This is a genomic window from Mycolicibacterium vinylchloridicum (assembly GCF_013404075.1).
Lineage (GTDB): Bacteria > Actinomycetota > Actinomycetes > Mycobacteriales > Mycobacteriaceae > Mycobacterium > Mycobacterium vinylchloridicum.
In genome coordinates this window covers 109,639-130,740 of the sequence record NZ_JACBJQ010000004.1, presented here as the reverse complement: position 1 = coordinate 130,740, position 21,102 = coordinate 109,639, and the positions used below count along the sequence as shown (strand labels likewise).

The following is a 21,102-nucleotide window of genomic DNA, read 5'->3' as shown; positions in this document are numbered from 1 at the left end:
CAGCTAATCGGTAGGCTGAGTCGGTGCTGCAACGCCGTCGGACGCCGCTGCCGATCTGGGTACCTCTGACCGTTGTCGCCTCCGCCGTCGTCGTCGCCGCATCGCTGGCCATCACCACGCTGTCCGCATTCGGTGTCGCGGGTGCCCTGCCGCCGGCGCTGCGGGCCGCTGTGGGAGTCGTGGCTGTGCTCGCGATGCCCGGGTTCCCGATCGCGGCGTTGCTTCGGCTGCCGACCAACGGGGTGTTCGCCGCCATCGGGGTTTCGTTGTCGTTGGCCGTCAATATCCTTGCCGCCCAATTGAATTACGCGGGCGGGCTGCACCAGCCGTATGCCACTCAATACGCGGTTTCGGCCATCGGTGTGGTGGCCACCGCGGCGTTGGGCCGGCAGTGGTACCGGGAGCGGCAGACCGTGACCGTCGCTGGTGTGCTGCGCTGGGTGCGCCGCGGCGTGGCGCCGACCGGTGTCCGGTGGGTCAGCGTGACCCTGCTGGTGGCGGTTGCGGCGTTGTTCTTCAGCGCGGTACGCCGGCTCGATGTCGAGGCGGCGGGCAGTCTGGGACTGTTCGGCGTGCTGGGAGTGGACTACTACGCCGGACTGGCGCTGCTGTGCGCCGTGCTCGTGATCGAATACCGCCGCGCCGTTCTCGATCGTGCGGTGGTCGCGACGTCCAACGTCGTCCTGATCGCCTACATCACCATGCCGGTCGCATGGTCGATGGGCACCGCGCCGTTCGTGACCGCATACGTGCACCGGATGATCACCAACTGGCTGATCGACGGCGGAGCACTGCCGCCACCGGTGGACGCCCGGATCAGCTGGGCCGGATTCTTCTCCGCCGCAGCCAACCTGATCACCACCACCGGACTGCACGACAGCGCGATCCTTCTGGTCAGTGCCTCGCTGGTATTCGGCATCTGCCTGATGTTCCCGGTCTACGCCATCGGCCTGGCCATCACCGGCAGCAGACGCGTCGGCTGGCTCGGTGTCACGATGCTCACGCTGTTCAACTGGTATCAGCAGGACTACTTCGCGCCACAAGCAGTCGCGATGCTCTTCTACGCCACGCTTCTGGCCGTATTGCTATGGCAGTTAAGGGCTTCCAATGTGCCGGCACTCGCCGGTAGCAGGCTGAAACGGACCGCGACCGCGTGGCGGAGAATACCGGGGCGGGTGACCGGACGGGACGGGTCGTGGACGCTGGCGATGGAGATGACGCTCGTCGTCATCCTCGCCGCGATGGTGGTCGCCCACCAGTTGACGCCGCTGGCCGCCATCGGTGTGCTGCTGATCATTTCGGCCGCCGGCCTGACGCGCTACAAGCTGTTGTGGCTGGCCGCGTTCGTGATCTTCATCGGGTGGTTCCGCTATGGGGCCGCGGCCTACTGGCAGGGGCACCTCGGCCAGGTCATCGCCGATATCGGCGGTGTGGACCAGAACCTGAATTCTTCTGTGTCGCAGAAGATCACGGGTGATCCCACCTACCGTGATCTGCAGCTGCTCCGAATCGGCTCCGCGCTGCTCCTGATGGCGCTCGCAGGCATCGGATGGCTGCGGCTGCGCCGATTGCCGAGGAGCAGGCCATGGTTGATCGCGGCGCTGGCGTTGTCGCCGTTCGTCCTGGTGATGCTACAGAGCTACGGCGGCGAGGTGGCGATCCGGGCATTCCTGTACGCGTCGCCGGTGCTCTCGCCGCTCGCCGCGATGTGCATCCTGCCGCTGCTTCGTCCGCGCACCGGCAGCGCCCTGCCGCGGCGTCTGATGGCCGTCGCGGCCGGTTGCGTGCTGCTCGTCACTGGCTTGTTGGTGACGGCAAATCGGGGCCTGAACATCTCGTTCGAACGGACGAAGCCGCACGAATTGGCCATCGCCAGTGAGCTGGTCGCGAAGATTCACGATGCCGGACTTGGGTATTGGGGCCAGGGGGCGCTCTACGGCGTGCCGCGCGACTTCGACTTGGCGGACAGCTGTTTCGAATCGGCGGAAGAGTTGGCCACCTGCACTGCGCAGCCTGACGTCGAGTACTTCTCGAATACCGAACAAGACGAGAACTTCGTTCGTCTGAGCTTGGGCGCCACCCCGGCGATAACCCAGGGGGCCCTCGAGCTTCTGCGGACCGAGAAGGGTTACCAGACGGTGTACGACTCCGGGGGAGTGCTCGTCTTGAAGCGGCCGAGCGCGCCGAACATCAGGTTGGGAGGCAATTGATGATCGCCATCGCATTGTTCGTGTTGTCCGGTGTGCTGTTTCTGATGGCGAGTCTGCGGCGGGAACGAGCCGTGTCGCCGCTCGGCGTGCGCCGCCCGGATCGCACCACCGCGGTTCTCATGCTGCAGGCCGTGTGTGCGGCCGTCGGTGCGATCGTCGTCGCGACCGTCTACATGGTGACGTTCGTCTCATGAGGTCTGGGAGGCCGGTGGCGACCTGTTCCAACGGGCACGCCAACTCCGACGGGCAGTACTTCTGCGGTCAGTGCGGTGACCTGCTCGAGTCGGGTGCCGTGATCTGCCTGGCGGGCCACGCCAACCCTGAGGACCGGCGCTTCTGCGGCGAATGCGGTGCGCCGCTGGTGGCGCCGCCCGGCGTGGAGCCGGTGGGCTCGACCGCACGCTGGTCGGTCGATCCCACCGGCCGCCACCAATGCCGCTACTGGGACGGCGCCGCGTGGACCCAGCAGGTGGCCGACGGCGGCACCCTCGGCGTCGACCGGGAATCCATGACGTCGGCGTCGCGCGCCGAGTCCTGGGTCGCACTGGCCGCGGGATTGGTCACCGTGGGACTACTCGCGACCGCCGGCGCCGACATCGCTGTGCAGCTGTCCCGCGACGCTTCCACCCCATCGAGCGCGCCGACGAGCGCCCAGCCGACACCGACGGAGGCGCCCGGTCCTCCGCCGCCCGCCGTCGTCGCGGCCCCGTGTCCGCCCGGCGGCACCGGCGTCGCCGCGGACGGTTCTGCCACTTACTGTGAGCGCCTTGCCGACACCGACCGCTATCTGTGGTCACTGACGCCAGGTGTGATCCCGATGCCCGAGGTCGGGCAGGGCACTGATCCGGCGGTCGGGGTGTGCATGGTCCAGACGGGGCGCGCCGAAACCGAGTGCGTCGAATATCTTCAAGCCACCCAGTGAACCGGGCGACTAGGTAAAGTTCGCCCGTGGGCTATCCCGAGAACGTGCTCGCCGGGGGTGAGCAGGTCGTGCTGCACCGCCACCCGCACTGGAAGCGCTTGGTGGGCCCGATCCTCGTACTACTCATCGCCACCGTCGCTGCGGCTTTCGTCGCCGCCCTCGTCAACAACACGAACTGGGACCCCACCGCCAAGAAGGTGCTTTTCGGCGTCATCGCGGCGCTCTGGCTGATCCTGGTCGGCTGGCTCACATTGTGGAAGTTCTTGAACTGGCTCACAACGCATTTCGTGATCACCGACCGGCGGGTGATGTTCCGCCACGGGCTGCTGACCCGTTCGGGCATCGATATCCCGTTGGCGCGCATCAACAGTGTGGAGTTCCGGCACGGTCTGCTCGACCGCATGTTGCGCACCGGCACCCTGATCATCGAATCGGCGAGTCAGGATCCCTTGGAATTCCACGACATACCCCGCGTGGAGCGGGTGCATTCACTGCTGTATCACGAAGTTTTCGACACCCTGGGCTCCGAAGAGTCGCCCAGCTGACGCGGTGTCCGCCGGCGCCGCAGCGGTGTGACGGTGCCGCCGGCCTCGTACTCGTCCTCCAGAGCCTCGACGAAACCGCCGCCGGTGAGCGTGGATTCGAGTCCCTTGTCATGGCTCGGGCCGAACTCGTCGGGGAATACCCAGCGGCGGAATGCCCAGAACCGGAACGCCATCTGCAGCAGGTTGCCCAGGACGTAGGCAGAGATGAAGTCGGCGATGTTCTCGATCGTCAGTGAGACGTGCGGCACCCGCAGCTCCAGCACATAACTGGAGAACCACAGCGGGGCCATGCTCAACAGCACGCCGACACCGCTGACCGCGAAGAACAGCAGTGCTTCGTGGTGTCGCTCCCGACCGCCGCGGTTGCGGAAGCTCCATTCGCGGTTCAGCACGTAGGAGGCGATCACCGCGACGATGCCCGCGATCACCTTGGCGGTGACCGGCTTGGGCTCGAGGATCGTCAGCTTCAGCGTGTAGAAGATCGCCGAGTCGATGATGAACGTCGTTGCACCGACGATCGCGAACTTGATGAGCTCGTGATGCCGCTCGGCGAAGGGCCGGATCGGTCGGGGCAGCCGAGCGATCGTGGCATCTGCGAAAGACACAAGGAGCAAGTCTACGGAAGTCACCGCACGTGTGCGTACTCGCGCAGGTCTGACACCATGATGGCCGTGTCGAAGCGCCCCACACCCCCTATCGTCGCCATGGTCGGCGGCGGCCAGCTGGCCCGGATGACCCACCAGGCCGCGATCGCGCTCGGCCAGAGCCTTCGGGTACTGGCCGTCAGCCCCGACGACCCGGCCGCCCAGGTGACCCCCGACGTCGTCATCGGTGCTCACACCGACCTCGAGGCGTTGCGCAAGGCTGCGGTGGGCGCTGCCGCGCTGACGTTCGACCACGAGCACGTGCCGACCGAGCTGCTCGACACCCTGGTCGCCGAGGGTGTCACGGTCGCGCCGCCGCCAGAAGCACTGGTGCACGCCCAGGACAAGCTGGTGATGCGGCGCAAGCTGCAGACCCTCGGCGCGCCGATCCCGCGTTTCACGGCTGTGACCAGCGTCGATGATGTCGACGCCTTCGCCGCTGAGGTCGGCGGATCAGTGGTGATCAAGACCGTCCGCGGCGGGTACGACGGTCGCGGCGTGGTGCTGGCCGACGATCTGGCGCACGCCCGCGAGGTGGTCGCCGGCTATCTGGCAGACGATGTGCCGGTGCTGCTCGAGGAACGGGTGTCGATGCGCCGAGAGCTGTCTGCACTGGTCGCGCGCTCACCGTTCGGTCAGGGCGCCGCATGGCCGATCGTGGAGACGGTGCAACGCGACGGCATCTGCGTCACCGTCGTCGCGCCGGCGCCCGGGTTGTCCGCGGAGTTGGCCGCCGACGCCGAGCAACTGGGGCTGCGGCTGGCTGCCGAGCTCGGTGTCGTCGGGGTGCTGGCGGTCGAGCTGTTCGAGACGGGAGAGGGCACGCTGCTGGTCAACGAGCTGGCGATGCGGCCACACAACTCCGGGCACTGGACCATGGACGGCGCGGTGACCAGCCAGTTCGAACAGCATCTTCGAGCCGTCCTGGACTATCCGCTCGGCGACACCAGGCCGATCGCGCCGGTGACGGTGATGGCCAACGTATTGGGAGCACCGCAGGCACCCGAGATGAGTGTCGACGAGCGGCTGCACCACCTCTTCGGCCGGATTCCCGAGGCCAAGGTGCACCTGTACGGCAAGGCGGAACGTCCCGGTCGCAAGGTCGGCCACGTCAACATCGTCGGGTCGGCCGGTTGTGACGTGAATCAGGTGCGTGAACGGGCCGAACGAGCGGCACACTGGTTGTCGCACGCAGAGTGGACGGACGGATGGGACGGGCATGCCTGACAGTGGGCCGCTGGTCGGCTTGATCATGGGTTCGGACAGCGACTGGCCGGTCATGGAGGCCGCAGCCGAGGCGCTGGCCGAGTTCGAGGTGCCCTTCGAGGTGGGCGTCGTGTCGGCGCATCGCACGCCGGGCCGGATGCTCGACTACGCCCGCGGTGCGGCCGCCCGCGACATCAGGGTGATCATCGCCGGCGCCGGCGGCGCGGCCCATCTGCCGGGGATGGTGGCCTCGGCCACGCCGTTGCCGGTGATCGGGGTTCCGGTGCCGCTGGCCAAGCTCGACGGGATCGACTCGCTGCTGTCGATCGTGCAGATGCCGGCCGGCGTGCCGGTGGCCACGGTCTCGATCGGTGGCGCCCGCAATGCCGGCCTGTTGGCCGTGCGCATCCTGGCCGCGTCGGACGAGGCGCTGCGCAAACGCATGGCGGCTTTTCAGGACGACCTGGAAGCCCAGGTCCTGGAGAAGGATCGGGCGCTGCGGGAGCGATTACTCGGCGAGTGAGGTCCCGAGTTAAAGTTACCGACGAGTAGCAAGGAGGCTGTGATGGCGGGAAATCCGGATTTCGACGTATTCAAGTTGCCCGAGGAGCACGACGAGTTGCGGGCGGCGATTCGGGCGCTGGCCGAGAAAGAGATCGCGCCGCACGCGGCCGACTGCGACGAGAACTCACGCTTTCCGCAGGAGGCGCTGGATGCGCTGAACGCCTCGGGATTCAATGCGGTTCACGTCCCTGAGGAGTACGGCGGCCAGGGTGCGGATTCGGTGGCGGCGTGCATCGTCATCGAGGAGGTCGCCCGGGTCGACGCGTCGGCCTCGCTGATCCCCGCCGTGAACAAGCTGGGCACGATGGGTCTGATCCTGCGCGGCTCCGACGAACTGAAGCACAAGGTGCTGCCGTCGATCGCCTCGGGTGAGGCGATGGCGTCCTATGCGCTCTCGGAGCGGGAGGCCGGCAGCGACGCGGCATCGATGCGCACCCGTGCCAAGGCCGACGGTGACGACTGGATCCTCAACGGCGCCAAGGCGTGGATCACCAACGGCGGCAAGTCATCCTGGTACACGGTGATGGCGGTGACCGATCCGGACAAGGGCGCCAACGGCATTTCGGCGTTCATGGTGCACATCGACGACGAGGGCTTCACGATCGGGCCCAAGGAGCGCAAGCTCGGCATCAAGGGCTCGCCGACCACCGAGCTGTACTTCGAGAACTGCCGCATCCCGGGTGACCGGATCGTCGGCGAGCCCGGCACCGGGTTCAAGACCGCGCTGGCCACCCTGGACCACACTCGCCCGACCATCGGCGCTCAGGCCGTCGGCATCGCGCAGGGGGCACTGGACGCGGCGATCGCATATACCAAGGACCGCAAGCAGTTCGGCACGTCGATCTCCGATTTCCAGGGTGTGCAGTTCATGCTCGCGGACATGGCGATGAAGGTCGAGGCGGCCCGGCTGATGGTGTACTCGGCCGCTGCCCGCGCCGAGCGGGGGGAACCCAACTTGGGGTTCATCTCGGCGGCCTCGAAGTGTTTCGCCTCCGATGTCGCCATGGAGGTGACCACCGATGCCGTCCAGCTGTTCGGCGGCGCCGGCTACACCGTCGACTTCCCAGTCGAGCGAATGATGCGCGATGCCAAGATCACTCAGATCTACGAGGGCACCAACCAGATCCAGCGGGTCGTGATGTCCCGCGCGCTGCTGCGCTGATCTAGTTGTCGGCAGGTCTCAGGTGGGTGATATCACCCGCCGAGACCGTCGCGACCTCGCTGCCGGTATCGATGTTCAACCGGCCCAGGCTGTCGATATCGACTGCGACGCCGATGATTTCATTCCCGCCGGGCATGATGGCCCGAACCTGGCTGCCCAGGGTACTGCTGCGCAGGCGATAGTCCGCGACGAGAGACGCATCGGGTCCCTTTGCGGTCCACCACTTTTCGATGCGGGTGATGAGTTCGCGCAGGATGGCCCCAGCCAACACATCGCGGTCGAGCATGTCCGCTCCCAGCATCTGCAGTGAGGTGGCTCTGGGGTCTGGCGCCTCCGCGGCGGTCAGGGTGACGTTGAGCCCGAGCCCGACCACGATGACCGGATCGGGCGCGGCGACCTCGGCCAGGATGCCTGCGAGCTTGCCACTGCCCACCAGGACATCGTTGGGCCACTTCACGCCGGCTTCGATGCCGGTGCTGTTCCGGACGGCGTCGACGAGCGCGACACCGGTCAGCAACGGGAGCCAACCCCAGCCCTCCGCGGGAACGCCCGCAGCGTCCACCCCGATGGACAGGGCGATCTGCGAGCGTGCCGGCGCCGACCAGCTGCGTCCGTTGCGGCCCCGGCCGGCGCTCTGATGCTCGGCGAGCAGCACCGCGCCGCGGATGTCCTCGCCCGCAGCGTGCCGGGCCAGCAGGTCGGCGTTGGTCGAGCCGGTCTCGTCGGCCACGTCGATGCGCTGCAACGCATCGCGGGGTCCGGTCAGAGGTCGGCGTACTGCGGAGAGGTCAAGCGGAGGGCGTTGCATGAATGGGAAACTTACTGAACACCAGGGTGAGCCGGATCGGGCCGATCCGATCGCGCAGCTCAGTGAAGGTGTGGGCACGCAGGTCGTCCTGCTCCTGAACCGACATGGTGCCGGTGTAGGCCACCCGCAGGTCCACCTCGACGGTCTTTCCCCGGCTGATGGCCAGGGCGTCGACCAGCGTCAGCTCATGGTCGAGTTCGTCGGCATGCTCGGCGGAGACCGCGGCGATCGCCGCCCGCACCGCCTCGTCCAGGGCGGGATCCGCGCGACGTCCGGACAGCCGGCCGAACTCCAGACGGATCTGGCGCACGGGTTCGCCCACCAGCAGCAGGCACAGGATCAGCACGATGATGCTGTCAGCAATGTCCTTGATGTTGAACTGCTCGGAGGTGAGAACCGTACCCTCCGGCAGGACCGCGACAACGACCAGCGAGGCACAGATACCGCCGCTGATGAAAGCCTCCATCTTCGCCGCGGTCGCCTCGACGCGCAGCAGTGCCGAGGCGCCGCCGACCGAGCGGTTGTTGCGTTCGTGATTCCACTTGAGGGTCAGGCAGATCAGCACGCACACCGCGGTATACACCGCCGCCAGCCCGAATTCCGGCTCGCTGCCCTGACGGGTGATCAGGTAGTCGACCACCTTGACGAGGTTGGTTACCAGGCCCACGATCACCACGCCGAGAATCATCAATGATCGAAACAGTCCATACAGATTCTCCAAAGCCAGTCGCCCGTAAGGACTTTCGGAGTCGGGCGGTCGGGACGCGGTGACAGCCAAGCGGGCGGCGATGAACGCGGCCGCCGCATTGATCAGCGAGATGACGCCGTCCAACTGGGTGGCCGACACCCGCGTGATGGCGTACACAGCGAAGCCGAGCACCGCCAGGCCCAGCATCGCGAACATGTAGGCATAGAGGCTGCGCCGCTCAGCCCGAAGAACGTTCGCCTCCGCGGCGTCTGTCATCTGGCCAGCCTATCGGTCGCGATTCGCCGTCAGCGAGAGCGTCACCGCGGCCACACGAGCTCAAGCCAAGACTCTGGTGCTGCGGCTACCCGGAGGAAATCACCCACATCGTGGGGTCCAGCCCGTTGGTGACGTAGACCTTGCCGGCATCGCTGATCGCAATTCCCCCTTCGAGGTTGTAGGAGGTGTTGACGATCATGGTGTCGACCACCGCGTTGGTGGCTGGGTCGATCACCTGAACGATGCCGGTCGGCGTGGTCGGGGAGGTCAGGGTGAAGTTGGCGACGTAGACGTATCCGGCCCTCGGGCCGGTGGGGCTGACCGCGACAATCCATGGGTTGTGGCCGACGTCGATGGTGGCGGTGATCGTGTTGGTCGTGGGGTCGATCACCGACACCGTGCCGCCGCCGAAGTTGGTGACGTATACGTAGCCGGCCTTGGGGCCGGTCGGGACGACTGCCACGCCGGTCGGAGCTTGACCCACGTTGACCGTGGTGGCGGTGTTGGTGGCGGGGTTGATCACCGACACGGTGTTGTCGCCTGTGTTGGCGACATAGACATAGCCCGTCTTGGGTCCGGCGGGGCTGACCGCCACCTCCGTGCCGGACGAACCCTTGCCGACGCCGACGCTGGTGACGATGGTGTTGGTGGTCGGGTCGATCACCGACACGTAGTTACCGGACGTGCCGGCAACTTCCACATAGATGTAGCCGGCGCCGACCGGACTGGCCGCAACCGCGAGGGTTACGTCGGGCGCGTACGCGATACGGTCCACAACGGTGTTGGTGGTGGGGTCGATCACCGACACTCCGTTGTATTGATCGCTGTGGGTGCCGTACCACCTGGTGCCGGTGACGTAGACATAGCCGGCCTTGGGTCCATTGGGGATGATCGCGACCCCATTCGGGATCCCGCCAACCGTGATGGTGGCGGTGACGGCGTTCGTGGCGGGGTTGATCACCGACACCGTGCCGTCGCCAAGATTGGTCGTGTAGATGTAGCCGGCCGCGGGGCCGGCGGGGCTGACCGCCACGCCGACAGGAAGCTTGCCGACGGTGACAGGGATTGCGGTGTGGCTGAAGGGCAACACCGGGACGGTGATCACCAGGTTGGTGGAGGCGACGCTGTCGGCGGCGTTGATGAGGAAGCTGTCGGTCGTCGTGGCGGTCGCAGTTTGGCGGGCCGTCTCGGTGGGCGTGTACGAATAGGTGCCGTCGGTGTACACGTGCACGGTGCCGTTGGCGGCCTGGCTGAATCCGTAGTTCAGGTCCAAGCCGGCAGGTTGAGTGAATACCCAGGTGCCGGTGACGGTGCCAGTGGTCGGGTCGGGCTGGCTGACAGTCGGTGTGCCGGCCAGCGGGACGAAGCCCAGCGCGGTGTTGATGCTTCGGAAAACTCGCCACGCCACTCCGCCCAGCGGATTGGCGGGCGGAGTAGGAGTGTTCACCCCGAACATGTTCACCAGGGCCGCCATCAACCGGGCGACGGTGTCGGTGACGGGGTTGATGTTCGCCGTCGGGGTACTCCGCAGCGCTGTGGCGATGGTTGTACCGGCCGCCGGCAGCGTGCGCGGACGTGCCGTGCCCGTCGACCGCACGGCGGTTGCTCGGATACTTGTCGTCCTCGGACGCTGCGCAGTGCGTGACGATGACGGCGATACCGAAGCGCGTGCGCTGTGGCTTGCTGATCGTGAGTTCGTCGCTCCGGTTTCGGCTTTGGCCCCATCGGCGTGGGCCACACCCGCGCCGCTCGTCAACGCCGCCCCGATACCCAACGCGATCGCACCAGTCCCCAGCCAGGTGTACGAGCGGCGGCGGCCCCGTGAGCGAACGCCTCTCCCAGTCGTCCCCGACGTTGTCTTCGCTTCACGCCTAGTGACCATGCTGGACCCCCGCCACGTTTACGTTTGTGTCTCTCATTTGACCGCGTCGTCGCGGGTAGCGACAGGCCGAACGGCAATTAACAGGAGAATTTCAGAAATCGTATCTGTGCAGTAGAGATCATCGGGTGTATGTCAGCCAGGTTTGCTGAAACTGGGCTGTCGGCCTCGATTCTCAGCAGCGGTGTCGCCGTCGTCGAACCGCATATCCGAGACGGTCCTCACAAATTTTGACAGTCGTCAAACATGACCGGCAAACTTCTGCCCCGTGGGTCGGACCAGTGAAGAAGCGCGCATAGCCCAACTCATCCAGCGACTGGCTGATGCACATCCAGAGGTGCCGCAAGACCAGGTTGCAGCGGCCGTCCATGAGGCGCTGGACTCCTTCGGTGCGGCGTCGGTGCGCGACTACATCCCGCTTCTCGTCGAGCGCCGCGCCCGTCAACTGCTCGGTGAACAGCTACCCAACTAGCCGAGGTCCCGGGTCACCTTCTCGGTGGTGCGGCGCCGCTGCAATGCTGCCGGGTCGGGATTGGCCACCTGGACCAGCGATGCGCCCGCGGCGAACACCGCCACCAGGTTGGCGACCACGTCGTCGGGGGTGGACCACGGCAACGACGACAGCACCCGGTCGTGGGCCGTCAGGCCGGCCGCAGCGGCGGATTCGGTTGCGGCGGCAAGGACCTCGTCGACCGACCGGCCAGCCAGCGCCGGACCGGGCTGCGGCTCGGTGATGAACTGGTCCCCGTGCACCCGTACCGCCGTCGCATAGTCGGTGACACCGACCGGAAGATCGGCCGCCGGCTTGCCGAACGGGTCCAGCGACAACACCGCCACCTCGCCGCCGGCCACCGCCTCGTCGGCCTCATCCAAGCGCTCGGAGGTGCACAACGCCAGATCCGCGGCGCCCGTCAGCCCGACTTCGGCACCGATCCACCAGACGCCGAGCAGTACCGCTGCCGTCTGCCAGTGCGCGGGCAACAGCACCGCGACCCGGGTGCCCGGGCCGGCGCCGAGTTCGTCGCGTAACAGGTTGGCGGTCTTGGCCGCCCAGTTGGCCAGCGTCACCGTCGACAGCTCGATGCGTTCACCGGTCGCATCGTCGTAGTAGGTGATCCGCGGACCCATCGGATCGGCCTTCAACAGTGGATCGAGCACCGCCGCAGTCAGATTGGTCATCAGTTGACGCACTTGGGGTCGTCGGACCCCGCGGTGATGATGGGCGAGGGCGGGGGAGCCATACCGTCGCCGGCCTGACCGGCTGCCTCGGTAACCGCTGCCGACGTCGGCAGCGAACCCTCCAGGCCCGACCCCGGTCCGGTGTAGTCGCTGGACAACACCACGCGCACGGTGCCCTCCGGAATCCCCTCTGCGGCCACCACCGGTAGCCCGCCAAGTTCTTTGGCGACCGCCTGGGCGCCGAGGTCGTCGTCCTTGGCGGCCTGCACCTGGCTGCGGATGACATGTTCCTTGTCGTTGTTGCCGACGTCACCTGCGCCGAAGCCCTTGGCGCTCAGGACATCCGATACCGCGCTGGCGAGTCCGTTGATATCGGTGTCGTTGATGACGTCGGCCTTCGTCTGTTCCGGCGTGTAGGCGATCTTCTCGGTCTTGCCCTCCGCCTGGTCGTGCAGCAGGCCGGCCACCCACTCCTGCACCTGAGATGGATCGACCCGGACCACCGACTGCATGCCGTCGTCGCTCCAGCCGGCCTCGTCGAGTACCGGGATGGTCGCGAATGCCACGTTGCCACCCGCGAGGTGCTCGAGCTGCTTGATGAAATCCATGATGTCCCAGCCCGATGAGAGCACCACGGAACGCTGGATCGCGTCCTGCAGTTTGTTCAGGGTCGACGGGCTGGTCAGGGTCTTACCCGAAATCACCTGGTGAGCAAGGGAAGCCATCACCACCTGTTGACGCACCACCCGGTCCAGGTCGCCGCGCGGCAGGTCGTGGCGCTGGCGCACGAAGCTCAACGCCTGGGGCCCGTCGAGCTTCTGCCAGCCGGCGGGGAAGTCGGCACCGGAAAGTGGCTCGTAGACAGCATCTTTCAAGCAGACGTCGACGCCGCCGAGTGCGTCGGTGATCAGTGAGAATCCGAGCAGGCCGATCTCCGCATAGTGGTCGACGGTCACGCCCGTCAGGTCGGCGACGGTTTTGATGAGCGCCTCGCGGCCCGCTTCGGTGGCCTTGGGTTCGGCCTCGGCGGGGTCCATGCCCTGCTGCTCGACCAGCTGCTTCATCTTCTCGAGCTTCACCTGGCCGTAGACGCCGTTGATCTTCGTCTTGTCCAGGCCCGGGGCCTTGACGTAGGAGTCGCGGGGGATCGAGATCGCCGTCGCCGACTTTCCGTTGTTGGGGATGCGGACCAGGATGATCGTGTCGGTGTTGGTCGACACGTCGTCGCCGGCGTGCAGAGCCGCGAGCTCATCCTCGGACAAGGGGTTGCCGTGCGCATCGGTACGGCTGTCCATGCCGACCAACAGGATGTCGATCGCGCCGTCCTGCCCGCCGCCACCCAGCGCGGCAGTACTCATGTGGAAGATGCCGTTCTCGAACGAGCGGATCTTGCCCCACGCGACACCGGTGCCGACCATCACCGCCACGGCGATCAACGCGAGCACGGTGCGGGCCGCCCGCCGGGCGCCCGTCAGTGCTTCGGTGTCAGCAGGCATCAGCCCAGGCTACTGGCGAGATGGGCGCAAGCCGGGTAGCGCAAACCGGCGTGCCAGACTCGTAATCGTGGCGGGCAGGATCGTGATCACGGGTGCCGGAGGCCAGGTTGGGCGCTTTCTTGCAGGTGAGGCCACCCGCCGGGGCTTCGAGGTCAGCGCGCTGACGCACCGGCAGTGCGACATTGCCGACCCGGCCGCGGCCGAGAGGTTCATCGCCGAAGGAGACCTGGTGGTCAACTGCGCGGCGATCGCGAACGTCGACACCGCCGAGGCCGACCCCGACAGCGCCTATGCCGTCAACACGACCGGGCCGGAGAACGTCGCGCACGCCTGCGCCAGGGTTGGTGCGCAACTGATCCACCTGTCCACCGACTATGTGTTTTCTGGTGAGCAGCGCCACCCCTACGAAGTCGGCGACACCGCCGCGCCGTTGGGCGTCTACGGGCGCACCAAGCTCGCCGGTGAGCTGGCCGTGCTCGCCGCGATGCCCGACGCCCACATCGTGCGAACCTCGTGGGTCTACACCGGGGCCGACGGCACCGACGTCGTCGCCGTTCTGCGCAGGCTGGCCGCCACCGACCGCACCGTCGAGGCCGTCGACGACCAGACCGGGTCGCCCACCTACGTCAAGGACCTCGTTGGCGCGCTGTTCGAAATCGGCGCCGGCGATATCCGGGAGCCGGTCCTGCACGTCGCCAATGACGGCGCGTGCACCCGGTACGACCAGGCGCGGGCGGTGTTCGAAGAACTGGGCGCCGACCCGGGGCGGGTGCGGCCGGTGAGTGCGGCGCAGTCAGCCCGCAAGGCACCCCGCCCGGCCTATTCGGCACTGTCGACGGCGATGTCGGTGCGGGCGGGCCTGACCCCGATGCGGCCGTGGCGCGAGGCGTTGGCCGAGGCGCTTGCCCAACCCATCACCGGCGGACAGTTACCCTCTACGCCGTGACGTCGAGCCGCCCCCTGACCGTGGTGACGGTGACGTACTCCCCGGGCTCACATCTGGATCGCTTTCTGTCGTCGTTGACCGTGGCCACCGAACGCCCGGTGACGGTGGTACTGGCCGACAACGGCTCGACCGACGGAGCACCCGAGGAAGCCGTCGAGCGCTATCCCGGCACCCGGCTGCTGCGCACCGGCGGCAACCTCGGCTACGGCAGTGCGGCCAACCGCGGCGTCGCCACCGCACCGGCCGACGACGAGTTCGTGATCGTCGCCAACCCCGACGTGGTGTGGGGACCGAACAGCATCGACGAACTGCTGGCCGCCGCGCAGCGGTGGCCGCGGGCCGGGACACTGGGTCCACTCGTGCGCGACCCCGACGGGGCGGTCTACCCGTCGGCGCGGCACCTGCCCAGCCTGGTGCGCGGCGGTATGCACGCCGTCGTCGGTTTCGTCTGGAAGAAGAACCCCTGGACCCGGGCCTACCGGCAGGAATACCTCGAGCCCACCGAGCGACCGGTGGATTGGCTGTCAGGATCGTGTCTGCTGATCCGGCGCGCCGCGTTCGACCAGGTCAGAGGATTCGATGAGCGCTACTTCATGTATATGGAAGACGTCGACCTCGGTGATCGAATCGGCCAGGCCGGCTGGCTGAACGTGTACGTGCCGTCGGCGGAGGTCCTGCACGACAAGGGCCATTCGACCGGCCGTGATCCGGCCAGCAACCTGCGCGCACATCACGAAAGCACCTACATTTATCTTTCCGATCGCCATTCTGGCTGGTGGCGGGCGCCTCTTCGATGGACCATGAAGAGCGCGCTGAAGGTGAGGTCGCGCGCGGCGGTACGTAAGTCCCGGCGGGAGTTGGCGAGGAAGTAGGGGGCCCCGGTGAGTGGAATTGATCCTTCGAAGGTCGACGCGGTGGTACTCGTCGGCGGAAAAGGCACCCGGCTGCGGCCGCTGACCGTATCGGCGGCCAAACCGATGCTGCCCACCGCGGGGCTGCCGTTCCTGACCCATCTGCTGTCCCGCATCGCCGAGGCCGGCATCGAACACGTCATCCTCGGCACGTCGTTCAAGGCGGCGACGTTCGAATCCGAATTCGGTGACGGGTCCAAGCTCGGCCTGCAGATCGAATACGTCGTCGAGGAACATCCGCTGGGCACCGGCGGCGGGATCGCCAACGTGGTGCCCAAGCTGCGTAATGACACCGTGATGGTGTTCAACGGCGACGTGTTGTCCGGCATGGACCTGCGCCAGATGCTGGCCAGCCATCACCAGTCGCAGGCCGATCTGACCCTGCACCTGGTGCGGGTCAGCGATCCGAGAGCGTTCGGCTGTGTGCCCACCGACGCCGACGGCCGGGTGCAGGCATTCCTGGAGAAGACCGAGGACCCGCCTTCCGACCAGATCAATGCGGGCACCTATATCTTCAAACGCGAACTCGTCGAGCAGATCCCGCGTGGGCGTGAAGTGTCGGTGGAACGCGAGGTGTTTCCGGCGCTGCTGGCCGACGGGGTGAAGGTGTGCGGCTACGTCGACTCCAGCTACTGGCGCGACATGGGTACCCCGGAGGACTTCGTGCGCGGCTCGGCCGACCTGGTCCGCGGTCTGGCGCCGTCGCCGGCGCTGGGCGGGCGGCGCGGGGAAAGCCTGGTGCACGACGGGGCGTCGGTGTCGCCGGGGGCGGTCCTGGTCGGCGGGACAGTGGTCGGCCGGGGCGCCGAGATCGGGCCCGGGGTTCGCTTGGACGGTGCGGTCATCTTCGACGGGGCGCGTATCGAGGCGGGTTCGGTGGTGGAGCGCTCGATCATCGGGTCCGGCGCCCGGATCGGGCCACGAGCATTGCTCCGCGACGCCATCATCGGCGACGGCGCCAATGTCGGGGCTCGTTGTGAATTGCTGCGCGGTGCCCGGGTGTGGCCGGGAGTTGTGATCCCGGACTGCGGAATTCGCTACTCGTCAGACATCTAGCGCGAGCGGGCGACGGCGACCAGGTGTGCCACGGCCGCATCGATGCCGTCGGGCAGTGCGTCGACGGGCCACCACCGCAGATCGAGTGATTCGTCACTGATCGCGATGACGGCGTCCGACGGTGCCCGGGCGATGAACTGCAAATCCAGGTGACGGGTCGGTACACCCAGCGAGCACGTCAGGGCGTGCACGTGAATCGCGCCCAGCGCGGCATCGATGGTCAGGCCCGCGATCCCGGATTCCTCGGTGGCCTCGCGCGTCGCGGCCGCGACGATGTCGGTATCGGCCGGCTCGCAGTGTCCGCCGAGTTGCACCCAGCGGGCCAACCGCGGATGCAGCGTCAGCAGAACTTCAGCGCCGGAATGGGAGACCACCAGCGCTGAGGCGGTGATATGGCCTGGGACGCAGGCACGTTCGCAGGCATCCTCGCGCGCGTACAAGAATGCCAGCACAGCATGGCGCAACGCGTCCTGGCCGGCGTCGGGAGCGTTCCATTCGGTGAGCAGCTCGATCGCCGATTCCCGGACACCGGCAAAGGTCATTTGCGCACCAGCAGATCGCCGACGGGTGCGGGATCGCGCGGCCCGGATTGCTCGATCGGGTAGCCGATCGCGATGGCGCCGAGTGGTTCCCAATCCGTTGGCAGATCGAGGGTTTCACGGACCAGCCCGGCGGCGAAGATGGTCGAACCGATCCAGCAGCTGCCCACGCCCCGCACGGCCAGCGCCACCAGCAACGCCTGCACCGCCGCACCGACGGCGACGGTGAACATGGCGTGCTCGGCCTCGGTGCGGGCTGGGTCCGGATAGCTATGGGCACCTTCGGGTACCAGGAACGGGATCACGACCTCCGGTGCGTCATAGAGGATCTGCCCGCGCCCGACCCGCCGCTCGACCGCGTCGGCCGGCTTGCCGTCGGCGGTCAGGTCAGCACGCCACGCGTCCTTCATCGCGTCCAGGAGAGCGATGCGACGGTCGCGGTCGGCCAGCCAGACGAACCGCACCGGACGGGTGTGGTGCGGGGCGGGGGCCGTGAGTGCCTCGGCGACCGCCTCTTCGATGAGCGCGGCATCGACGGGTTCTTGGGTGAACTGGCGCACCGAACGGCGCAGCAGCTGGGCTTGGCGGCGGCCGAGTTCGATCGACTCGGCGGTGCCCAGCCAGAACAGGTCATCATCGCCACCGCGGAGCAGACGTGCCGCAGTGGATCCGTCGTCACCGAGGTCCAGACCGCGCACCACAGCCACGGGTACCGCCGTCAGCTTGCCTTTCACCAGGTCGGCGGCGGCCGCGACTTCGTCGGCGACGGCCACCTCGGTGACCACCAGCTCGTTGCCGTGCCTGTCGACGGCGCCGGCGTAGCCGTACAGCACCGGCAGCCCGGATGAGCCGATCGCGGCGTCTGTTTGCCCGTTACGCCAGGCGCGGCCCATGGTGTCGGTGACGAGTACGGCGACGTCGACGCCCAGCCGGTCACGTAGTGCACTGCGCAGTGCGGCGGCGCTGGCGTCGGGATCGACGGGCAGCAGCGCCAATTCGGTTGCGCCGACATTGGACCCGTCGACACCGGCGGCAGCCTGCACGATGCCGTTGCGGTTCTCGGTGATCAGCGTGCGGCCCTTGCGGGCCAGCACCCGGACGGCCTCGGCGTCGATGAGGGTGCGGCGCAGCGCATCCCGCTCGTCGGGATCCGCTGGTGCCGCCACGATGCGACCCTCGCATTTGGACATGATCTTACTGGTGACGACGACGATGTCGCCGTCGCGCAGCCACGGCGCCGCCGCGGCGACGGCGCCGGCAAGATCGTCGCCGGGGCGGAACTCCGGAAGCCCGGGGACGGGCAGGATTTCGACGGGTGCGGCGCTGCCGTGGTCGCGGCTCGGGCTCACGATGTCACCCCCGCCAGTTCCAGCCCGGCGCGCACCATTTCGGCCGTGGCCGACGGCTCGGACATCAGCAGGGGTATCGACTTCACCGTCACCCCGGCTATTTCGGCGTGATCCCCTTCGGAGATCAGCCAGTAGTCCAGGATTCCGGTCGCCGACCGTGCGCCGTAGTGCCGGGCGACGGCTTGTGACGAGGATTCGACGCCGATCACCGACAGGCATTCGTCGGCCATGCCCCGCAATGGCTTTCCACCGATGATGGGGGAGTAGCCGATGACCGGGGCGGGCGTGGACCGCAGGGCGGCGCGGACGCCGGGGATGGCCAGGATCGCCCCGACGCTGACCACGGGGTTCGACGGGGCCAGCATGACGACGTCGGCATCGGTGATCGCATCGACGACACCGGGCCCGGCAGTGGCGTTTTCGGACCCCACGAAGGCGAAGCTGTGAGTGGTCACCTGCGCCCGGTAGCGCACCCACCATTCCTGGAAGTGAATAGCCTTGCGGTCGCCGGTCTCCGGATCGTCGATCACGACGTGGGTTTCGCAGCGGTCGTCACTGGCCGGCAGCAGCGTGGCGCCGGGCGTCCAGCGATCGCACAGCGCCTCGGTCACCTGGGAAAGCGGATATCCCGCCCGCAGCATTTGACTGCGCACCAAATGCGTGGCCAAATCCCGGTCGCCCAAACCGAACCAATCCGGTTGCACGCCGTAGGCAGCCAATTCCTCTTTGGCATTCCAGGTCTCGTTGCGATGTCCCCAGCCGCGCTCGGGATCGATGCCTCCACCTAAGGTGTACATACAGGTATCGAGGTCGGGGCAGATGCGCACCCCGTGCATCCACGCGTCGTCGCCGATGTTGACCACCGCCGTGAGCGCGTGATCAAGATCGCTTGTGGCTGCGGATATCTGGCCGGCGAACTGGCCGAGCCCGAGCAGTCGCTGCACGCCCAGCAGGAATCGGGCGCCTCCGACGCCGCCGACCAGAACGGTGATCTTCACACCGACCGACACTAGGCGGTCGGCCTTTTCGGCGACGCACGCGGTCACAATCGAGTCACTCCCAAGACACGCCGGTGCATCGACTCGCCGAATTGTCCAAGGAAAATGGTATTAATTTCGGTTCAATCGCTTGCGCGAAGCATCTCAGACGTGTCTAATCACATCAGTGTCATTTCCCGGTCGGACCTGCCGGTTTCGGTGTCCCAGACCGTGATTCGACCAGGTGTTCGAATTGAGTTGGGCACACTTCAATAGTGGGCGACATGCGAAAGATCTACGAAAACCAGGTGAGGAGGCGGAAATGTCCTATGAGCACGTAATCGGCGCGATGGGGTTGCCGCAGTCCATTCCCGGATCGCAGACGATGGGGGTAATGGCACGCGCTCACCTGAGTTTGGTGCCTGACCCGATCATCGATGCGACGCCGGATACGGCCGAAGACGAAGACCAGTGGCAGGAGCGCGCACTGTGCGCGCAGACCGACCCCGAGGCCTTCTTCCCTGAAAAGGGTGGTTCGACCCGTGAAGCCAAGCGCATCTGCCTGGGCTGCGAGGTGCGCGATGCGTGCCTCGATTACGCCCTGGCCCACGATGAGCGCTTCGGTATCTGGGGCGGGCTCTCCGAGCGGGAGCGTCGTCGCCTCAAGCGCGGCATCGTCTGAACCGGCTCGCGCGACTAATCCTCTTCCATACTCGGGTCGATGACTGACGGTTCGACTCCGAGGTACGTGGCCACCTGTGCCACCAATATCTCGTGCAAGAGATCCGTCAGGTCGATCGAGTCTTTGGCCCGCCGCTCGATCGGCTTGCGAAACAGCACTATTCGGGCCCGCGTGGAGTTACCGCGAACGTCAACCCCGGCCGGGATCAGGCGGGCCAGCGCGATCGGCCCGTCGGCGACGACTTCGGCCGGCCATTGCACACTGTCCGGATCCTTCGGCGCGATGCGCGGGATCTCGTCGACGGCGACGTCCAATCCGGTGAGCCGTTGTTGCCAGCGCCGCTCGATCGGCTCGTAAGCCTCCAGCACCGCCATGTCGAATCGCTCGGCGCGGCTGCGCCACCCCGGCACGGTCGGCGGCAGCAGCGGTCCCCGCATCTCGCGTCCCCGGCGTGATCCCGGGCCACCGCCAGAGCGGCCACCTCGCCGGGAGCTGCGGGAATCGGCCACGGGAGTGATCGTAACGGTTGTGAATCGGCGGCCTTGCGGCTGCGCGTGTCCGCTCCTCGCCGGTGAATGAACCGCGATAACCTCACGGACGTGAATGTTCCCCGTCGCTGCTGCCGGCCTGGGTGCCCCCATTATGCGGTGGCGACGCTGACGTTCGTCTATTCCGACTCCACCGCCGTCGTCGGCCCGCTGGCCACGTCGCGCGAACCGCACTCGTGGGACCTATGCGTCGGTCATGCCAACCGGATCACCGCGCCGATCGGCTGGGAATTGGTTCGCCATGCCGGTCCGCTGCCCGAGTACCCGGACGAGGACGACCTGGTGGCCCTTGCCGACGCCGTTCGCGAGGGTCATGACGGGTTGGCGCCGCGGTCGCCGGTCGCCGGTTTCTCCGACCCCGGCGGTGCGGCGCACGCGCCCGCCACCGGTACTTCGATGATGCCGTCGGCGGTACATCGGCCCACCACCGCCGGCCGTCGGCGTGGGCACCTGCGCGTACTGCCCGACCCGACCGACTGACGCGATAGGCGCCCTTGCCGGGGCGCACAAACAGA

Annotated in this window: 23 protein-coding genes; 13 read left to right on the top strand and 10 right to left on the bottom strand. The window is 67.1% G+C overall.

Annotated elements, in window-relative coordinates; genetic code table 11:
* Positions 1-23: 23 nt before the first annotated feature.
* The 4 genes from HPC46_RS05490 to HPC46_RS05475 are packed head-to-tail and all read left to right on the top strand — an operon-like array spanning position 24 to position 3,677.
* Complete coding sequence (locus HPC46_RS05490) at positions 24-2,210, top strand: hypothetical protein (RefSeq protein ID WP_179467595.1); 2,187 nt, start codon at positions 24-26, stop codon at positions 2,208-2,210.
* Positions 2,210-2,404 carry a hypothetical protein gene (locus tag HPC46_RS05485; RefSeq protein ID WP_179467593.1) on the top strand — a complete coding sequence of 65 codons (195 nt, stop codon included), beginning with the start codon at positions 2,210-2,212 and terminating at the stop codon, positions 2,402-2,404. Before HPC46_RS05490 ends, HPC46_RS05485 begins: the two co-directional genes overlap by 1 nt.
* Positions 2,401-3,132, top strand: coding sequence for a DUF2510 domain-containing protein (locus HPC46_RS05480; protein ID WP_179467591.1), 732 nt, complete (start codon positions 2,401-2,403; stop codon positions 3,130-3,132). The genes HPC46_RS05485 and HPC46_RS05480 overlap by 4 nt, the downstream gene beginning before the upstream one ends.
* 26 nt (positions 3,133-3,158) lie before the next feature.
* Positions 3,159-3,677, top strand: coding sequence for a PH domain-containing protein (locus HPC46_RS05475; protein WP_179467589.1), 519 nt, complete (start codon positions 3,159-3,161; stop codon positions 3,675-3,677).
* On the opposite strand, the gene HPC46_RS05470 is transcribed toward HPC46_RS05475, so the two are convergent.
* A complete protein-coding gene (locus HPC46_RS05470; protein ID WP_179467587.1) occupies positions 3,632-4,282 on the bottom strand; it encodes a GtrA family protein in 651 nt (216 codons plus the stop codon). The genes HPC46_RS05475 and HPC46_RS05470 overlap by 46 nt on opposite strands.
* 99 nt (positions 4,283-4,381) lie before the next feature.
* On the opposite strand from HPC46_RS05470, the gene HPC46_RS05465 reads away from it, so the two are divergent.
* The 3 genes from HPC46_RS05465 to HPC46_RS05455 are packed head-to-tail and all read left to right on the top strand — an operon-like array spanning position 4,382 to position 7,253.
* On the top strand, positions 4,382-5,548 hold the full coding sequence (locus HPC46_RS05465) for a 5-(carboxyamino)imidazole ribonucleotide synthase (RefSeq protein WP_233716249.1): 1,167 nt from the start codon (positions 4,382-4,384) through the stop codon (positions 5,546-5,548).
* Positions 5,541-6,050, top strand: coding sequence for a 5-(carboxyamino)imidazole ribonucleotide mutase (purE, locus tag HPC46_RS05460; RefSeq protein ID WP_179467583.1), 510 nt, complete (start codon positions 5,541-5,543; stop codon positions 6,048-6,050). Before HPC46_RS05465 ends, purE begins: the two co-directional genes overlap by 8 nt.
* A gap of 42 nt (positions 6,051-6,092) precedes the next feature.
* A complete protein-coding gene (locus tag HPC46_RS05455; protein ID WP_179467581.1) occupies positions 6,093-7,253 on the top strand; it encodes an acyl-CoA dehydrogenase in 1,161 nt (386 codons plus the stop codon).
* 1 nt (position 7,254) lies between these two features.
* On the opposite strand, the gene HPC46_RS05450 is transcribed toward HPC46_RS05455, so the two are convergent.
* From HPC46_RS05450 to HPC46_RS05440, 3 genes are all read right to left on the bottom strand, one after another.
* The gene (locus HPC46_RS05450; protein ID WP_179467579.1) at positions 7,255-8,061 is read right to left on the bottom strand and encodes a biotin--[acetyl-CoA-carboxylase] ligase; all 807 of its coding nucleotides are present in this window, start codon (positions 8,059-8,061) and stop codon (positions 7,255-7,257) included.
* Positions 8,042-9,025 (bottom strand): cation transporter, encoded by a 984-nt coding sequence (locus HPC46_RS05445; RefSeq protein ID WP_179467577.1) that lies wholly within the window; start codon positions 9,023-9,025, stop codon positions 8,042-8,044. The genes HPC46_RS05450 and HPC46_RS05445 overlap by 20 nt, the downstream gene beginning before the upstream one ends.
* Before the next feature lie 85 nt (positions 9,026-9,110).
* On the bottom strand, positions 9,111-10,622 hold the full coding sequence (locus HPC46_RS05440) for a VCBS domain-containing protein (RefSeq protein ID WP_179467575.1): 1,512 nt from the start codon (positions 10,620-10,622) through the stop codon (positions 9,111-9,113).
* Between the two features lie 550 nt (positions 10,623-11,172).
* On the opposite strand from HPC46_RS05440, the gene HPC46_RS05435 reads away from it, so the two are divergent.
* Complete coding sequence (locus tag HPC46_RS05435) at positions 11,173-11,376, top strand: three-helix bundle dimerization domain-containing protein (protein WP_179467573.1); 204 nt, start codon at positions 11,173-11,175, stop codon at positions 11,374-11,376.
* Here the strand turns inward: HPC46_RS05435 and HPC46_RS05430 are convergent.
* Together HPC46_RS05430 and HPC46_RS05425 are read right to left on the bottom strand one after the other, a co-directional pair.
* A complete protein-coding gene (locus HPC46_RS05430; protein ID WP_179467571.1) occupies positions 11,373-12,083 on the bottom strand; it encodes a TIGR03089 family protein in 711 nt (236 codons plus the stop codon). The two genes, HPC46_RS05435 and HPC46_RS05430, sit on opposite strands and share 4 nt — an antisense overlap.
* The gene (locus HPC46_RS05425; protein WP_233716247.1) at positions 12,083-13,501 is read right to left on the bottom strand and encodes an LCP family protein; all 1,419 of its coding nucleotides are present in this window, start codon (positions 13,499-13,501) and stop codon (positions 12,083-12,085) included. The genes HPC46_RS05430 and HPC46_RS05425 overlap by 1 nt, the downstream gene beginning before the upstream one ends.
* Positions 13,502-13,646: 145 nt before the next feature.
* Between HPC46_RS05425 and rfbD the strand changes: the two genes are divergently transcribed.
* The 3 genes from rfbD to manB are packed head-to-tail and all read left to right on the top strand — an operon-like array spanning position 13,647 to position 16,492.
* Positions 13,647-14,525: a dTDP-4-dehydrorhamnose reductase gene (rfbD, locus tag HPC46_RS05420; RefSeq protein ID WP_179467569.1), complete on the top strand. Its 879-nt coding sequence runs from the start codon at positions 13,647-13,649 to the stop codon at positions 14,523-14,525.
* Positions 14,522-15,397 carry a glycosyltransferase family 2 protein gene (locus HPC46_RS05415; RefSeq protein WP_325096574.1) on the top strand — a complete coding sequence of 292 codons (876 nt, stop codon included), beginning with the start codon at positions 14,522-14,524 and terminating at the stop codon, positions 15,395-15,397. The genes rfbD and HPC46_RS05415 overlap by 4 nt, the downstream gene beginning before the upstream one ends.
* 18 nt (positions 15,398-15,415) lie before the next feature.
* Positions 15,416-16,492 (top strand): mannose-1-phosphate guanylyltransferase ManB, encoded by a 1,077-nt coding sequence (gene manB, locus HPC46_RS05410; RefSeq protein WP_179467848.1) that lies wholly within the window; start codon positions 15,416-15,418, stop codon positions 16,490-16,492.
* On the opposite strand, the gene HPC46_RS05405 is transcribed toward manB, so the two are convergent.
* From HPC46_RS05405 to cofD, 3 genes are read right to left on the bottom strand one after another with little or no spacing between them, the layout of a single operon-like run.
* Entirely contained in the window at positions 16,489-17,034 is a 546-nt protein-coding gene (locus tag HPC46_RS05405) for an NUDIX hydrolase (RefSeq protein WP_179467567.1), read from the bottom strand. The genes manB and HPC46_RS05405 overlap by 4 nt on opposite strands.
* Positions 17,031-18,380, bottom strand: a complete 1,350-nt coding sequence (locus HPC46_RS05400; protein WP_179467565.1) for a coenzyme F420-0:L-glutamate ligase — start codon at positions 18,378-18,380, stop codon at positions 17,031-17,033. Before HPC46_RS05400 ends, HPC46_RS05405 begins: the two co-directional genes overlap by 4 nt.
* Positions 18,377-19,378 (bottom strand): 2-phospho-L-lactate transferase, encoded by a 1,002-nt coding sequence (gene cofD / locus HPC46_RS34875; protein WP_179467563.1) that lies wholly within the window; start codon positions 19,376-19,378, stop codon positions 18,377-18,379. The genes HPC46_RS05400 and cofD overlap by 4 nt, the downstream gene beginning before the upstream one ends.
* 301 nt (positions 19,379-19,679) lie before the next feature.
* Between cofD and HPC46_RS05390 the strand changes: the two genes are divergently transcribed.
* A complete protein-coding gene (locus HPC46_RS05390) occupies positions 19,680-20,039 on the top strand; it encodes a WhiB family transcriptional regulator (RefSeq protein ID WP_325096573.1) in 360 nt (119 codons plus the stop codon).
* Positions 20,040-20,053: 14 nt separating this feature from the next.
* Here HPC46_RS05390 and HPC46_RS05385 read toward each other — a convergent pair whose 3' ends face one another.
* Positions 20,054-20,476 (bottom strand): metallopeptidase family protein, encoded by a 423-nt coding sequence (locus HPC46_RS05385; protein ID WP_005140443.1) that lies wholly within the window; start codon positions 20,474-20,476, stop codon positions 20,054-20,056.
* Positions 20,477-20,638: 162 nt separating this feature from the next.
* On the opposite strand from HPC46_RS05385, the gene HPC46_RS05380 reads away from it, so the two are divergent.
* The gene (locus tag HPC46_RS05380) at positions 20,639-21,067 is read left to right on the top strand and encodes a DUF3499 domain-containing protein (RefSeq protein WP_325096572.1); all 429 of its coding nucleotides are present in this window, start codon (positions 20,639-20,641) and stop codon (positions 21,065-21,067) included.
* Positions 21,068-21,102: the final 35 nt, after the last annotated feature.

Bases quoted from the DNA above. Each gene is read 5' to 3' on its own strand.
- HPC46_RS05450 (WP_179467579.1), bottom strand. From the start codon at position 8,061: ATGCAACGCCCTCCGCTTGACCTCTCCGCAGTACGCCGACCTCTGACC.
- purE (WP_179467583.1), top strand. From the start codon at position 5,541: ATGCCTGACAGTGGGCCGCTGGTCGGCTTGATCATGGGTTCGGACAGC.
- HPC46_RS05385 (WP_005140443.1), bottom strand. From the start codon at position 20,476: ATGCGGGGACCGCTGCTGCCGCCGACCGTGCCGGGGTGGCGCAGCCGC.
- HPC46_RS05390 (WP_325096573.1), top strand. From the start codon at position 19,680: ATGTCCTATGAGCACGTAATCGGCGCGATGGGGTTGCCGCAGTCCATT.
- HPC46_RS05430 (WP_179467571.1), bottom strand. From the start codon at position 12,083: ATGACCAATCTGACTGCGGCGGTGCTCGATCCACTGTTGAAGGCCGAT.
- HPC46_RS05405 (WP_179467567.1), bottom strand. From the start codon at position 17,034: ATGACCTTTGCCGGTGTCCGGGAATCGGCGATCGAGCTGCTCACCGAA.
- HPC46_RS05480 (WP_179467591.1), top strand. From the start codon at position 2,401: ATGAGGTCTGGGAGGCCGGTGGCGACCTGTTCCAACGGGCACGCCAAC.
- HPC46_RS05455 (WP_179467581.1), top strand. From the start codon at position 6,093: ATGGCGGGAAATCCGGATTTCGACGTATTCAAGTTGCCCGAGGAGCAC.
- HPC46_RS05465 (WP_233716249.1), top strand. From the start codon at position 4,382: ATGGTCGGCGGCGGCCAGCTGGCCCGGATGACCCACCAGGCCGCGATC.
- HPC46_RS05445 (WP_179467577.1), bottom strand. From the start codon at position 9,025: ATGACAGACGCCGCGGAGGCGAACGTTCTTCGGGCTGAGCGGCGCAGC.
- HPC46_RS05485 (WP_179467593.1), top strand. From the start codon at position 2,210: ATGATCGCCATCGCATTGTTCGTGTTGTCCGGTGTGCTGTTTCTGATG.
- HPC46_RS05425 (WP_233716247.1), bottom strand. From the start codon at position 13,501: ATGGTCGGCACCGGTGTCGCGTGGGGCAAGATCCGCTCGTTCGAGAAC.